The following is a 15753-nucleotide window of genomic DNA, read 5'->3' on the forward strand; positions in this document are numbered from 1 at the left end:
TCATGAATCAGCCTATCATCCAAATGAAAAACGTGATTAAAGAGTTCAGAGTAGGCGGTGGTTTAGCGAAAGAGGAAACCTTCCGTGCGCTCCAAGGCGTGAGCTTTGATCTGTATGCAGGAAAAACGCTGGCTTTGGTTGGAGAATCAGGCTGCGGTAAAAGTACGTGTGCTCGCTTGATCACTAAAGTCTATCCGGCAACAGAAGGCGAGATCCTTTTCAATGGCACTAATATCAATGAGATTACGTCACGCTCAGCGCTCCAAGAGTATCGCAGTAAAGTACAAATGGTGTTTCAAGATCCGTTTGGCTCACTCAATCCAACTCATACCATTCGCCATCATCTCACACGCCCTTTAAAGATTCATAAGCAAATCAAAAGCGAACGTGACATTCCTGCCCGTTTGGAAGCGCTTTTAAATTTGGTGGAACTACCTGAAGAGACATTAAATAAGTTTCCTCACGAGCTTAGTGGTGGACAACGTCAGCGAGTAAACTTAGCACGTGCTCTCGCCGTCGGTTCGCAAATCATTCTTGCGGATGAGCCAACATCGATGCTGGATGTCTCCATTCGCCTCGGGGTACTGAATCTAATGCAGCGCATGAAGCAAGAGCTAGGAATCGGCTTTTTGTACATTACTCATGATTTGGCGACCGCACACTACATCGCGGAAGAAACAGCTGTGATGTACAAAGGGCAAATCGTTGAATGGGGTGATACACACTCAATACTGAAGAATCCGCAGCACCCGTACACCAAACTATTGATTTCAGCCGTTCCCGATCCAGATCTTCCTTTTGGTAACTTAGTGAAAAGTGAACCAAACTATTCGATAGATGCCGATGAAATTCGTAGTCGTAGCAGTATCATTGTCGACGAATTTGATCAAATAGGACCCAATCACTATGTAAAACAATGGACTGAGGCTGCGTAATGGAATTGAGGACTTGGCAAGATCAGATCGCCATGTGGTATGAACATCGGAAGCATGATCAAGTTGAAAACCTGGAAGCGATCTTATATCAAGCGCCCGATGGCGTGTTTGGCCCAGAACTGAACGAAGTTCAAAGCAAAGCGATTGCTTGCTGGCTAGACGGTTGTTTACGTGTGTTTCAACATGCTAGGTACCAAGATCCTCAAAAAGCGTATCAAACCTTGCTTTACACGAGCGCAAAGCTCGAGCAAGCGGCATGTCAGGTATCGACCGATATTCTGATCAAAGATTGGTGTTTAAAGCGACTTCAGCACCTTACCGTTTTAGCGTTAGAGTTTTGTAATCAGCAATGTGATCAAAATGAGTGGCAACAACAAGCACATAACTTGATCGAGTCGCATGTTGCTTTGATGCGTTCTTTACACTGGAATGAAGTCAAGAAGCATGATCAAGGTTTATCTCATTAATCTGGAAAAATGATCAAGGCTTACTTTGAGGAATTTGAGGTAAAAAAAAGCGAGTTTCCTGAGGAGAAACTCGCGAAGTCTATTCAGAATGAATGTAACAATATGAGCCAATCTATTAATCATCAGAAAGGACAAAAGGTTGTCTATTCGTGATAAATAGTAGTCTCAGGCTTGGCTCCTAATGTCAGTGATTTGTTAGAGTTAAGTCTGTTTTTTATCATCGAAAGACATTGTTACATTTCAAATCAATACGCCACGCCTATTGCTTGATGTGTATCAAGCAACGCTTTTAAATCGCCATTTCATCCAGAGCGCGGAATACCATTTCATCCATGTGGCCATCGAAGATTTGACGGCACACCTTCCGACGTACCGCTAATCCAGCAATCAAGCGCTCAATGGTAAGATGCTTGATATCATTTTGAGTGTTAAACAGCTCGACGGTTTTGCTTAATGTCTCATAAGGAATTGGCTCATCCCCTACCCTTAGCCAATCAAGCTTCTCTATGTAATCAGAGCACTCTTCTTTGATTGAGGCATACGAGTGCCCTGTCATCGCAGATAAAGCCGTTATACTGCGTTCTAGGGCCTCTGGTGAGGTATATTTAGATAAAGTAATGGTGATCTCGTCTGCATTGATCTCTACCAGGTGTTTTCTTTGCTTCACGCGGCGGCCTAAATTCCCTCTTGGAGATGGCGCTTTGCGTTGGATAGGCTCAAATTCGCCGTCTATGATGCCTGAGAGCTCTTCAAGCTGTTGTCGGGTAACCATCTCATTACGAAGTGGGTTTGGCAGCGTAGGCGCCATGTTACGCTTTCCTGCGTTGGTTGTTCGCGCACGTGAATAACGTAAGACTTCTTCTACATCGCATTTTATATCGATCTGGTAGTCCATCACTTTGTCATTCTCGATCATAGTTTCGATCGTCAGGTGATAACCCCACAAATTCACGACAAACAGCTCATCCGTTCCCTTACCATCCGATAAACGCTTCAGCTCTCGGATCAAATCCATCGAGAATCGTCGCCATTCGATGTTACGTGCCAGCTTCTGGTTTAATTCACTCAGCAGCATGCAGTCAGTATGACGACGCACCATGCGGCTACGGAAGAAAGAATACAGTTGGAATACCAAAGTATGTTGCTTCAAGATCTCTGGTGGGAACAAGAAGAAATAATCACGCGTTAATAGTTCTTCATAAAACGAAGGCTCCCAAACCAAAATGTACAAGTTTGGCTTGATACGAATTTCACCATCGCTTCCCTCTACAGGCGCTTCTTCAGACGCAGTGATGGTTCGAGCAAGAAAACGAAAACGATCACTTTTGAATCCTTCTGGCATGTTTTCACTTAGCCAACGACCAGTAAGTTCATGCAGCTGGAAATCGGTAAACTCAATACGATCAATGCTGTCGCGAATAGAGTCACGTGCTGGACCACTGTCTTTTTTGCCTCGAAGCGACAAAATATCAGTAATGTATAACGGCGTCTTGTTCGGCACGTGTGCTGCGTCGAGTTGATACTGATCTTTGTGATGATCATGGTATTGCACGGTCAACGTGAACAGAGCAAACAAGGTCATCAGATCATCCACAGTCATGATATTTTTGGATGATCGCGTTTCAATAACCGCTTTGGTACCAGAGATCGACACCATGGATTTCTGATAACTTTTTCGAGTTCTTGGTGGTGCAAGTGCTTGGTCAATGATCCCAGCCCAATTCGTTGGAGATACGACAAATTGATCGGCTTCATCTTTCATCGTTGGAGGGGTATTCAACCCATGTTCATTCAACAAACGCTTGTTCACTTGGGTTTGAGCCAATGCTTTTGAACGTTTTTGCTTTTCGTTTTGGCGTACTTTGTCTGTAACAAGACTTGTTGCACCCAACACTGAAATAAGCTGATTAGGATTAACAAACTTATGTAACATCGTCTTACCAGCAAGTCCTTCTTCAAACCGCACTGGAGTTTGAGTAAACAAACCAATGTTTACTGCTGCACGTAAGCGTTGTTGCAGAGCTGCACGAGTGAGTTGTCCGTCCGTTGCTTCCACAATCTCTGTGGTTGAAACCAATCCATCTTTGCTGCTGAAACCTCGCAATGAGATCAGATTAAGCAACTCTAAGATGCTTTTGGTCACCCCTTTGAAATGTTGGTACTGCTCTACCCAATCTGCAGAGGATTCATGTACCTCAAAAAGATGGCCATCCTTATGGCTTCTAGGTGCTTTAATCAGAATTTTTTCATCAGCCGTCATTTTAGATCCAGATCACACTAGCCGTAGTTGTGCTATGGTTCCGAAGAATAAAGAAAAACAGATCATAAATAAAGAAAAAAGATTGTTTTTTAAATAACTGATCTTTTTGATTAATCTGATCTTAATTGATTATATGATCTAATGATCTGGCTATCGTTTTGCCGCTAAGTGCATGTTCTATAAAGTGATTATTTTCATGCATGTCGGAACTATGATCATGTTAATTCTGAAACTATGATCAACAATAGCCTGAAAGCATGATCACATTTGCTCGTAAGCATGATCATTAAGTTTATGAAAAGATGATCAAAAGAGTCATGAAACGATGATCATGATGTTTTTACAGGTTATCCACAGATGCTGTGTTTAATAATGATCTTAATGAGGATTTTATTGAGCATTGTCGATGTTATTGATACTCGGATCGATGATCAAGAGCTGAGATAGCTATCGTTCTGGAGATAATATTGATGATAAATTACGCATGTGATGAAAATACATCCAAGTAGCTCTTATTCCGCAGTAAAACCTAGTTTCGGGCTATTCTTGGGAAGCATGATCATGAGAGTAAGATTTATCATAGTCACTTGAACAATTTCATTGTTCCGGCTTCTCTATCCACTAATTTCTTCTCCATCCCCCATTCTGACTGCATTCAACCGTAAATTAGAGACAAAAACTCATGCTTCCGAGAGATTCTATAGCTTGATCATATTTCCGATTGATGGATCTTATTTAATTCGCGTGTTTACACCCTCGTCTACTCTATTTTTCCATGATCATGCTTTCGTATTTGTGTTTTATCATGGAAGCATGATCATAAGCATGCCTTGATCATACTTCCATAGGAACATCACTTGAACAGCCCTTTTTGGCTCGGATACATGATCAAGGTTGTTATTAGCGTTCATGTTGAAAGATTACTTTCTATTTTTTGTATAAATTAGGTTGGTCTAACATAATCCGTAATTTAGCTTAAGAATATAATCGTTCCGGTAGAAAATTGATTTACATTGTAAATGAGTGACGCTGTAACACTTTTATTTTTAAGTTTAAGGTGTCCATTTATTCGAAGATTATTTAATTAAAAATAGTTATGTTTTTTACTATAAATCATAAAAGCGTCGATTTGAGTGTTTTTTTATGTGATGGTTATTCAAAATGTTCGTGCACCTTTTTGTTGTTTTTGGTCTTTACTGCTGTACAATTGCAAGCATAAATCCTTCCAACGGAATTTGGCATGAAAAGAGAAAAAACGATTGAAAACCTTCTTGAGTTGGCGGAGCTGACTCAGCAGGTTCAAGCTGACCGTATTGAAATTGTTTTAGAAGAGCGAAGCGATAACTACTTCCCACCAATGTCTAAGGCGATGATGGAAACCCGTTCAGGTTTAACTCGCCGTAAGCTCGATGACGCGATTGGTAAGATGGAAGCGGCTGGCCATCAATTTACTAAAAATAACGCGAATCACTATTCAATTACGTTAGAAGAAGCACATATGCTTATGGATGCGGCTGAAGTGCCTAAATTTCATGAGCGTAAGAAGAATTCAGGTAACAAACCTTGGATTATTAACGTGCAGAACCAGAAGGGTGGTACAGGTAAATCAATGACAGCGGTCCATTTAGCGGCATGTTTAGCGCTAAATTTGGATAAACGCTACCGTATTTGTTTAATCGACTTAGACCCACAAGGCTCGCTACGTTTATTCCTCAACCCACAAATCAGCATGGCAGAGCATGACAATATCTATTCTGCTGTAGACATTATGTTGGGTAACGTGCCTGATGGTGTAGAAATTGACAGTGAATTTTTGCGTAAAAACGTATTGCTGCCAACGCAATACCCGAACTTAAAGTCGATTTCAGCGTTTCCAGAAGACGCAATGTTTAATGCTGAAGCATGGCAAACGCTATCTGAAGATCCATCACTCGATATCGTTCGTCTGCTAAAAGAGCAACTGATTGATAAAATTGCTGATGACTTCGATATCATCATGATTGATACCGGCCCACATGTTGACCCACTAGTATGGAATGCGATGTATGCATCAAATGCGTTGTTAATCCCTTGTGCGGCTAAGCGTCTGGACTGGGCTTCAACAGTAAACTTCTTCCAGCATTTGCCTACGGTATATGAAATGTTTCCGGAAGACTGGAATGGTCTTGAGTTTGTTCGCTTGATGCCAACCATGTTTGAGGACGACAATAAGAAGCAAGTTTCTGTTTTAACTGAAATGAACTATCTTCTAGGTGACCAAGTTATGATGGCTACTATCCCTCGTAGCCGTGCGTTTGAAACCTGTGCCGATACCTACAGCACAGTATTTGATCTGACAGTAAGCGATTTTGAAGGCGGTAAGAAGACGCTAGCCACCGCACAAGATGCTGTTCATAAAAGCGCACTGGAATTAGAGCGTGTGCTGCATTCTAATTGGCCGTCATTGAATCAGGGGTAATAAGTAAATGGCTTTGAAAACGTCTGAATTAAACGCGAAATTATTTGGCAAAACGAATAAACGTCGTGTTGTGACTCCACAAGAGGCGCAAACCGCGGCAAAAGAAAAAGCTCAAACGATTGAGCTAGCTGTCGCAGGTGAAAACATTGTTCAGTTTGAACTTGTTCGTATTCCTGCAGAGAAAGTCGCGACAGAAACAACGGTGTTTGTTGATAACGCTCGTGAGCAATCGTTCTTAAACGAACATGCTTTATCTGATGTTTTAGTCACACTCAAAGAGCGTGGCCAACAATATCCAGCTGTGGGTCGTAGAACTAAAGATGGCAAGATTGAAGTTTTAGATGGTAGCCGTCGTCGCATGTCTTGTATCCTCGCTGAACAAGATTTTTTGGTTTATGTTGCTGACAACATCAATACTGACCATGCTAAGTTTTTATCTGATGTGGCAAATGCTCATAAGCCGCTCTCTTTGTACGAAAAAGGTAAAGAGATGCAGGCTAAACTAGATAGTGGTGAAGCTGAAGATCAGAAAGCATTGGCGAAAATGTTCCAGTGCAGTGAAGCGTTAGTAAGTGGCGCTTTAAAAGCGGCGGCATTACCGTTAGAACTGCTTCAAGCGTATCCCAATGTCGGCGATCTTGGTCGTCCAACTATCGTGAAACTGCACAAACAGTTTTCAACGTTGACGCCAGAGCAGCAGCAAGAGCTGTTAGATAAGTGTCGCTCTAGCGAAGGCTTTTTATGGCAGCGAAGCACAGCTCAAGGCGTTGCTCGTCTGACAAAAGAAGTCACGGAAAGCATCGAAAACTGGATTGCTGAGCTTGCACCAGCAAAACCTGGCAAGAAGACCGAAAAAGTCGACTTAGTAAAAGGTCGAGCAAGCTACAGCCGAAAAGGTAGCAGTCTGGCGTTGAACTTGAAGAAAGTTGACGACAGCTTGATGGAAGAGATTCTTGCCTTTGTGCAAAACAAGCTGCAATAACAAAAGATGATTGAATCAACCGCCTCCGGGCGGTTTTTTTATATCTGAGAAGCGTCAAATTAAAGATGTGATACCATTGCGTCAGTTCAACGTTGGATAGACAAAATGCAGACACAATCTGATTTCCTTTCATCACTTCAACAACAAGCTCACCAATCTTTCCAAAGATTCGGCATCGTCATTCAAGGCGAGTCTTCTTGGCAAGATGAATTGGTGTCAGAGTTCCATAAAACACAGATGTATCAACGTTGGTTTTGTGTCGGCGATTTTGGTTTGGAAAACGCATACAGTGTTTCGCCTAAACAAGGGCACATGTTGTTAGGCAGAGAGTGTGACGTTCTATTGTTTGATGCTCGAAATGGTTTTGACGCAAATAGCTTTACCGCCGCGCTTGGCTCATTGGTTGGCGGTGGTCTTCTTATTATCATTACTGAGTCGCGACAACCTACGAATTTTGCTCAGCAATGGATGCACAAACAATGGGAGAAGCTCGTTGTTATTGAGCAAGACAAACCATTGCCAACGGCTCCAGACATCAAGCAAGCAGAAAAAGAAAGCCACTACACGGAACAAGAACATGCCATTTCTCTAATTGAAAAGGTGGTGACAGGACATCGAAAGCGACCATTAATTTTGACCGCTGATCGTGGGCGTGGAAAAACAAGCGCACTTGGTATTGCGTGTGCGAACTTACTACAGCAGAAGCCATTTAGAATCTTAATTACGGCACCATCTATAAAAGCTGTTGAGCCTGTTTACCAACATGCTTTGCGGTTACTTCCTAATGCGCAGCGTATTAGGAAGGACAGATTAGAATCAGGGCAGGGAGCCATTCAATTCATTGCTCCTGACGAACTTCTATCGAGCCGACCTGAATGTGATTTGTTACTTGTCGATGAAGCGGCTGCAATTCCAGTTCCTATGCTTAAAAGCATTACCGAACATTATCATCGACTCGTTTTTTCTACGACTATTCACGGTTATGAAGGTTGTGGCCGGGGCTTTACGATTAAATTTGTTGATTGGCTTCAGAAACAGCGTTCGGGAATGAAAACATGGCACATGACACAGCCCATCCGCTGGAGCATGAATGATGCGCTCGAATCATGGCTCTATGACGCGTTTTTGTTGGATGCGGAGTTAACGCACCATCAACTTAACCAGGTCGACTCAATTTCCCTTTCTAAAGCCGATAAGGACGATTTGATATCGCAGCCTAGTTTGCTGCGCGAGTGCTTTGCTCTTTTGGTTAATGCTCATTATCAGACCTCGCCGAATGATTTAATTCACCTTTTGCAGGATGACAATAGTCATCTCTATTTTGCTAAACAAGACAATATGGTTGTGGGGGTAATATTAGCGGTCGAAGAGGGTGGGCTTGACGATGAATTGGTTGAAGGAATCCAGCTTGGTAAGCGTCGTCCTAAAGGACACTTAGCCCCAATTACGATTGCAAACCACCTAGGATTTCCGAATGTCGCGAAGTTATCGACGCAGCGAGTCATGAGAATTGCTGTTCATCCAGCATTGCAAGGAAAAGGCATTGGTCAAAAAATGCTGCAGAAACTTGAGCAAATGGCTGCTAAACACATTGCTTACTTATCCACGAGTTTCGGTGCGACTGAAGAATTGGTCCATTTTTGGCGACAATCGAACTTCCGTACAATTCGCTTAGGATCAATGCGCGATGCTGCTAGCGGTTGTTATTCAGTCTTGATGGTCAAAGCTTGTGATTCCAAACAGACGGCTTGGGTCGATGAATCTCAGGCGCTATTTGAAGAAATGTTGTCTAACAATGTGGCTGACGTCTATCCAAAATTAGAAGCCTCAATTTTTCGAGCTCTATTACCGCAACCTTTGGGAATGAGTCCACTTCATCCCGCTAAGTTATTACTAATTGAATGCTATGCTGATGGTGGTAACAGTTATGAGTCCGTGTCTGCTTGGCTTCAGCAGTGGTTACTTAACTTAGGTTTGAACTCCGCTTCCGACTTGATGATCAGTAAGCTTTTTCTTAACCGTAGTTGGACTGAATGTGCTCAGCAATTTGGGCTACCTGGAAGAAAGCAAGTTGAGCAGCAGCTAAGGGACGAAGTAAAGCACATTTGGAACGATTTACACTGTAAACAATAAGGTGAGATTTACACTGTAAATGAAATTATTAGGAGCTGATTTTACACTGTAAATCCAGCTCCTTTTTATTTCAGTGTGTATTTTGATTGAGCTTTAGGTTAAATCGAAATGCTCTCTTAATATCTGTTTAACCGTTATTGATGGATTACTTTCTTTAGTGACGTGAGCCTTATAATAAGAAATGCGAGGTTTGTTCAGAAAATGGATTTGGGTAGACTGAAAGTGTTGATGGGAAGCAAAGTGGTAAGGGTATGTGGAAGCTGTGTCTTGAGTTATCTGAAGATAAGACCAAGGTGATAGCCCGTCTTCCGGGAGAAGTGGACCTCGGTGGTGAGCTAAATCAAAATGAATTAAACGAGCAGCTCGTCGCAATGAACGCTGAAAAGATGTTTGTTGTTGAGGGGGAAGTCGTGAGATTCATTAACTGCGCCAAAGAACGTAAAGCCGAGGCCTACGAAGGCATCGTCATTGCGGAAAAACGCAACGCGCAAGTTGAGGTTGAATTATCGAATAATGACATGCTCGCCAGTATGAACGTTGTCGGCGCGTACGGAGGCCGAGGTTTACGTGGCCCCGAGATTGTTCAAGCCCTTGCTCAAGCGCGAGTTTCGAAAGGCATCAACAAACTGGCTTTGAAGAAAGTGTTGGTTGTCAGCACTCAGCTCAAACCAGGCGAAACTTTTTCTCAACCTGTAGCGGTTGGTAAGCAACCTATCAAAGGCAAAGACGCTCTTTTTACTCCTCTCGTTAAAGACATCACCAAACGCATCCTCAAACCCAAAGACGGCCAATCTGCTAGCGACAAAATTGATTTACGTAACCTCGGTGAAACTATCGCGGTTGACGTAGGCGATGAGGTGATGCGCCGCACGCCTGCGACCAAAGGTACGCCAGGTTTTACTGTTCAAGGGCGAGTGATTCCTCCACAAGCTGGAAAAGGCAGCCCAATAAAGCCAGGCAAGGGCACCGAGATAAGCAAGCACGACCCAAACCTATTGATTGCATCGGTATCCGGTACGCCTCTAATTAAAGACAAAACCATTGAAGTTGATAACGCACTCTGTCTCAATAGCGTTGGCGTGAATACAGGTCACGTGAAATTCAAAGGGAATGTGATTATCGGTGGCAACATTGAATCCGGAATGATTGTTAAAGCGACGGGCTCTATTACTGTAGGCGGCTTCATTGAATCGGCTGACGTACAAGCACAAGACGACATCCAAGTCGGTAAAGGGATCATTGGCCACACCGTGAGTGATGGTCAGCCAAAGAGTTGTCACGTCAAAGCCAAAGGTTCGATTCGTGCCAGCTACGCCCAATATTGTGATTTGCAAGCCGGCGAAGATATTGAGTTGGCGGTGCACAGCATGAATAACGATATTGTTTGTGGGCGCAATCTGACGGTGCTGGATGCGAACGGTAGGAACGGTACGCTCAGCGGCGGGGATGCAAAAGTCGGTGACAAAGTGGTGTGTTTACAATTGGGCGTAGAAGGCGACACCGCCACTAAGGTAGAAGCGTTCGCGCGATATTCTGCATTTAAGGAGCGATTAGCAGAGCTCAAAGATCGATACAAACGTGCTCAAGAAGGAACGATGGATGTGATTCGTAAAGAGCTCGAATTTAAGAAACGTCCTAAAGCCGAACGTACCGACGAAGAACAAGCTCAGATTGATGTGATGAAAACACAAAACAACGAGCAGCTTGAAGCGATAAAGCAAAAGTTAGAACAAACGGAACATGACTTTGAAGTCGCGTTAGAAGAAAATATTGTCGAAGCCAAAGAGCATGTCTTCACTCGTGTGACGGTGCAGTTTGGCGACGAGCAAGTAACGACAAAGCGTACTCATGGCGGTTGTTCGTTCCGTTTCAATCAATACGAAATTCAAGTCTCGGCGAACTTGGAAGAAGAGGACGTCGCTGCGGTTTAAGCTTTCTTACTTACTGAGCCCACATGTCGAAACAAGATGTGTGGGCTTTTGTTTAACTAAAAATCGACAATGTGCTCTTGATAGTAGTCCGCAAGCGCACCGACTTGGCTGCTACACATTACTTTCATTGCTTGTTTAATGTGTTCTATTGGCCAGTTCCACCATTGGATATTGAGTAGAGTTTCAATCTCTTTATCGCTGAATCGTTGACGTACGACTTGGTTGTTTCCAACCACCACCGAATAAGGTTGGATGTCTTTCGTCAGTAGGGCGCGTGCTCCGATGACTGCTCCATCGCCGATGTTTACTCCGGGCATGATCATCGCCTCACTGCCAATCCAAACATCGTTCCCCACCACCGTGTCTCCGGCACGCTCGAAACCGTCTTGTACGCCTTCTCCAAATTCTTCAGGAGAGAAGGGGAAGGTCGAAATCCAGTCAATGCGATGACCTTGATTTCCTGCCATCATGAAGGTGGCTCCAGAAGCGATGGAACAAAACTTGCCAATGATTAATTTGTCGATGCTATCGGGTTCCCTACTTTGCCATTCTTGAAGTGTGACGGGGTCACCCAACAAGTAGCGTACCGCTTGCTCTTCGAAGCTTTTTTGATGATAGAAGCCCGAGTAATAGCTGTAATCGCCAACGATGATATTGGGATTAGTGATGTGATCTTTAATGATTTGACCTTTTAACCACGTGTCGAAAACACTCATAACTCATCCTTTCAAATTTAGGTTGTACAGAGTTTAGATGCTTTCTATTATTTCCAGTAGTTTGATTTTAGAGATTCAGAATTACTGTATGGAAATAAAATGGCTCAGCTACGTACCACTTTACGTCGCTTTGTGCGAGGAGCGAAGTATTGCTGGCGCGGCAAAGCGCCTGAATTGTTCGAATGCGCATGTAAGTCGGCAACTTAAACAGCTTGAAGAGATATTGTCGGTGCAGCTTATTCAGCGAACTACGCGCCAGTTTAATTTGACCTACGATGGTTTGCGGTTTTATCAGCAGGTAAAGCAACTGCTCGAAGGCGCTGAGCAGATCAATGAGCAAGTCATGGCAAACGAGATCGTATCGGGAAAATTGAGAATAGCGGCGTCTGCTTCTTTTGGAGCCGCGTTACTCAGCCAAACATTGATCGAGTTTCGATTGCAACATCCACAAGTGAGCGTCGAAGTGATCTTCACAGAGACACCTCTCGACTTGATTGAGGCTGGGTTTGATATCGCATTCTACTTTACCGATACTCCTCCAGAGGGATACGTCGGCCATCAGCTACGCACTTTACACTGTAAACCGATCGCTCATCGCTCGTATTTAGCTGATAAACCAAATGTAAGTACGCCAGAGGATCTTGGTGACTTAGAGCACATCCTTTATAAAAGTCGCGACTTGGGGTTAGACAAGTGGACGTTTACGCATAAGCAAACTCAACAGCAGTGCAGCATTGAGTTAGAAAGTACGCTGAGTTTTAATCTTGTCCAGTCCATGTTGGATGCTACTTTGGCTGGCTGTGGTGTAGCCATGTTAGATGAATTTGCACTGGCCGAACTTGAACCTGCACAAAAAGAACAACTCGTGAGTTTGCTGCCAGATTGGCAAACGGATGCGATTTTGCCGCTTTATCTGCTTTACCCAAAACGTGAGCACTTACCAAGAAGAACGCGAGCATTCATTGATCACTTTAGGAACATATATTCTGTCGGCGAATATCGATAACAAACTTAGCAACAATTGAGGAAGCAAAGGAATGCGAAAACACTGTCACCAGCTTTCCTGATGTAGGCGTGTTGGTCAAAACAGGTAACGAAGAAAACATATTACGAGGGTGAGCTTCTTCAAATCAGCATTAAAGGCAATAACTACTGACCGGACACAGAAGAAGCTCATGGATTCAGCTAACTTACATTAAGTATCGTGCTTACAGCTCGTAACGCAGACCTAAGTGGTAGTAGCTTTCGTCTGCGTGCGCACCGCCAAACGAGACTTCTTGTCCATTGCTGTAGCCACGCGAGCCGTTACGATCAACGTAGTTTGTGTAGATAGAAGAACGAGGCGTCAGTTTGTATTGCACTTCTAGCGTTGTATCTTTCAGCTCTAGCTCGTCACCATCACTGTTTTCTAAAGAACGATAACCAGCACGCAGTGCCCATTTGTCATTTACACTGTAAACCGCCGTCAGTTCCATCACTTTGTCGGTACTAGTTTGTGAGTAATAACCCTCTAGTTCATCTTCCGAGTACAACGCACCCAACATCAAATCTCCTAGGTAGTAACGTGTACCTGCGCCCCAGAATGTGTAATCGGTGTCGTTGCTTTCACGTGCATCACCTTTATTTTTCTGCATCGCCACCACTGGTGCCAAGGTACCCAAATTCCCCATGTCTAGCGTATAACGCAGTGCAGCGTTGTAACCGTAGTCAAGCTCAGAAGTGTTGTTTCCTAAAATGTACGCGACAGAAAAGTCGAAATTACCTAGGCTGTTTTGGTATTGCAGCGTGCCATCTTGACGGAAAACTTGCGTCGCGGTTTTGTCGACTTTATTCGCTTGGCGCGCCATAGAAACATCGGAAGAGGCGAACACATCACCAATGTCGGTAAACATAATCAACCCAGAAGCCACGCGACCACCAGTAATGCGACCATAATCTTTCGCATCAATACCCGCCCATACATAACGTGCGGTCAGAGACGGTTTGTCGTTTACTTGGTTTGCGTATTCAGCGGCACCCACTTGGTATTGCGCTTGGCCGATGATCGACGCGTACTCGTTGATAGTTTGTGAACCGTTTAAACCAATACGGCCATCAAACTCGCCATTTGCATCGCCGTGCTCATCATTTTTACTGGTGACATTGAAACCAAGACGAGAGTAAATATTTAAAACTGACCCATCTTCCGCTTGATACAGCTGCGCTGCCATTGCGTTTGATGCCATCAATGTTGGGAGAAGTAGAGTCAAAATGTGCTTTTTCATGATTAACGACCTTTCATTTCTATTGTTTTAGGTACGACAAAGCCCCTTCCGAGTAACGGAATAAGAAAAATTGTCGTGAAGTAGAGAGGATGCGCCCTTGTTTGCCAAGGGCGCGAGCTAGTCCATTCCTATAGGGGAAGAATGATTTAGCTTAAATCGACGTCTTTGCAGCCAAAGAAGTAAGTCGCGAGGAAGCCGACGATGTAAGAGATAAGCAGGCCGGCAACAAACACCATCATGCCCGGGAAGATGCCATTTTCAGATGTCATGAGAGGAATCGCCACGATACCGGACGGGCCAAACACCGTATTAAGACCAACTGGCAAGCCAAGGTAAGAAACTAAGCCGATAAAGAAGCCGCCCGCAGCGCCACCAATACAAGCGGTAACGAATGGTTTTACGCGTGGTAATGTCACGCCGTAAATCAATGGTTCGCCAATGCCTAGAAGGCCCGGAATAATAGCGCCTTTAACTTGAGTGCGCAGTAGAGCGTCTTTTTGGGCTTTGAAATACAGCGCCATTGACGCGCCAACCTGACCGCCACCAGCCATCGCCAGGATAGGGAATAGCGAGTTAAAGCCCTGTGCTTCCATCAATGCGAAGTACACTGGAACGAAACCTTGGTGGATGCCAAATACCACAGAAATTAAGAACAAACCTGCCAAGATTGCAGCGCCTAATGGGTTATCGTTCAAGTTGAGGAACAACCAAGACATCCCTTTAAACAGCTCGCCGCCGATCGGCATGATGATCAAGAAGGTTACCGCACCCATGATCAATAGAGTGATAACGGACGTTAAGATCATGTCCAGATCATCTGGCATGTATTGACGAACCTTACGCTCGACTTGCGCACCGATGATCGCCGCCAAAAGTACGCCGATAATGTTGCCGCGCGGATCAATCGCAAAGCCGAAAAACTCGTTCATGCCAGAGTAAATGCCGGATGTCGCCTCTGGGTTGTAACCCAGCACAAACAAAGAGGCGAGAATGGCACCATTAACACCAGAGCCGCCAAACGCTTGCTGCGCGTTGTAACCAATCAGAATACTTAGGAAAGCAAACAGACCCTTACCAAAGACTTTCATGTAGGCGATCAAATCCAACATAAACTGGCTTGGTGTCTGGTCGAGAACAAACATCTGTTCCAATAACGTCGCAAAACCTAGCAACAAACCAGCGGCAATAAAGCCAGGGATCAACGGCGTAAAGATGGTGGCAAACTTGCTTAAAAAACGCTGAACTGCACTGGTTTGTTTGCTCTTCATCTGTTTTTTCTGCTCGGCCGCGACGGCAGAAAGATCTTGTTGCGGCATATCTGGTTCTTCACTGTCACCAGAGGTTAAGCTGTCGATCAATTGATTCATCATCTCAGCCGCTTGTTGAGCTTTTCCGGGACCGAGAATGATCTGAAACTGCTCATCGCTTTCCACCACACCCATTACGCCGGGAATTTGCTTGATAACAGACTGGTCAGCCAAGCCATTGTTGGCGAGCGATAAACGCAAACGCGTCATACAGTTACCACATTTGCTTACGTTGCTGCTGCCACCCACTGCGGACAGCAACTGCGATACTGTGTTTGAAGTTATTTTTGCCATAGGGTC

General features: G+C 44.2%; 11 protein-coding genes. 7 read left to right on the forward strand and 4 right to left on the reverse strand.

The window, feature by feature from the left end:
• Positions 1–2 precede the first annotated feature (2 nt).
• Complete coding sequence (locus VEA_RS19950; protein ID WP_006740905.1) at positions 3–935, forward strand: ATP-binding cassette domain-containing protein; 933 nt, start codon at positions 3–5, stop codon at positions 933–935.
• Positions 935–1402: a hypothetical protein gene (locus VEA_RS19955; RefSeq protein WP_006740904.1), complete on the forward strand. Its 468-nt coding sequence runs from the start codon at positions 935–937 to the stop codon at positions 1400–1402. The genes VEA_RS19950 and VEA_RS19955 overlap by 1 nt, the downstream gene beginning before the upstream one ends.
• A gap of 289 nt (positions 1403–1691) precedes the next feature.
• On the opposite strand, the gene VEA_RS19960 is transcribed toward VEA_RS19955, so the two are convergent.
• Positions 1692–3662, reverse strand: a complete 1971-nt coding sequence (locus tag VEA_RS19960; protein WP_005392102.1) for a replication initiator protein RctB domain-containing protein — start codon at positions 3660–3662, stop codon at positions 1692–1694.
• 1240 nt (positions 3663–4902) lie between these two features.
• On the opposite strand from VEA_RS19960, the gene VEA_RS19965 reads away from it, so the two are divergent.
• The 4 genes from VEA_RS19965 to VEA_RS19980 all read left to right on the forward strand — a co-directional run bounded on the left by VEA_RS19965 (position 4903) and on the right by VEA_RS19980 (position 11166).
• The gene (locus VEA_RS19965) at positions 4903–6120 is read left to right on the forward strand and encodes an AAA family ATPase (RefSeq protein WP_005374503.1); all 1218 of its coding nucleotides are present in this window, start codon (positions 4903–4905) and stop codon (positions 6118–6120) included.
• Positions 6121–6127: 7 nt separating this feature from the next.
• The gene (locus tag VEA_RS19970; protein WP_006740903.1) at positions 6128–7102 is read left to right on the forward strand and encodes a ParB/RepB/Spo0J family partition protein; all 975 of its coding nucleotides are present in this window, start codon (positions 6128–6130) and stop codon (positions 7100–7102) included.
• Positions 7103–7207: 105 nt separating this feature from the next.
• The gene (locus VEA_RS19975; protein ID WP_006740902.1) at positions 7208–9235 is read left to right on the forward strand and encodes a tRNA(Met) cytidine acetyltransferase TmcA; all 2028 of its coding nucleotides are present in this window, start codon (positions 7208–7210) and stop codon (positions 9233–9235) included.
• A gap of 251 nt (positions 9236–9486) precedes the next feature.
• Positions 9487–11166 carry a DUF342 domain-containing protein gene (locus VEA_RS19980; protein WP_012842401.1) on the forward strand — a complete coding sequence of 560 codons (1680 nt, stop codon included), beginning with the start codon at positions 9487–9489 and terminating at the stop codon, positions 11164–11166.
• 56 nt (positions 11167–11222) lie between these two features.
• On the opposite strand, the gene catC is transcribed toward VEA_RS19980, so the two are convergent.
• Positions 11223–11882 (reverse strand): type C chloramphenicol O-acetyltransferase, encoded by a 660-nt coding sequence (gene catC / locus VEA_RS19985; RefSeq protein WP_006740899.1) that lies wholly within the window; start codon positions 11880–11882, stop codon positions 11223–11225.
• A gap of 88 nt (positions 11883–11970) precedes the next feature.
• On the opposite strand from catC, the gene VEA_RS19990 reads away from it, so the two are divergent.
• Positions 11971–12888 (forward strand): LysR family transcriptional regulator, encoded by a 918-nt coding sequence (locus tag VEA_RS19990; RefSeq protein WP_012842402.1) that lies wholly within the window; start codon positions 11971–11973, stop codon positions 12886–12888.
• A gap of 202 nt (positions 12889–13090) precedes the next feature.
• Here the strand turns inward: VEA_RS19990 and VEA_RS19995 are convergent, their stop codons facing one another.
• Positions 13091–14146, reverse strand: coding sequence for a porin (locus tag VEA_RS19995; protein WP_006740897.1), 1056 nt, complete (start codon positions 14144–14146; stop codon positions 13091–13093).
• Between the two features lie 146 nt (positions 14147–14292).
• Positions 14293–15747 carry a PTS N-acetylmuramic acid transporter subunit IIBC gene (murP, locus tag VEA_RS20000; RefSeq protein WP_006740896.1) on the reverse strand — a complete coding sequence of 485 codons (1455 nt, stop codon included), beginning with the start codon at positions 15745–15747 and terminating at the stop codon, positions 14293–14295.
• Positions 15748–15753 lie beyond the last annotated feature (6 nt).

Source organism: Vibrio antiquarius, assembly GCF_000024825.1.
Taxonomy (GTDB): Bacteria; Pseudomonadota; Gammaproteobacteria; order Enterobacterales; family Vibrionaceae; genus Vibrio; species Vibrio diabolicus.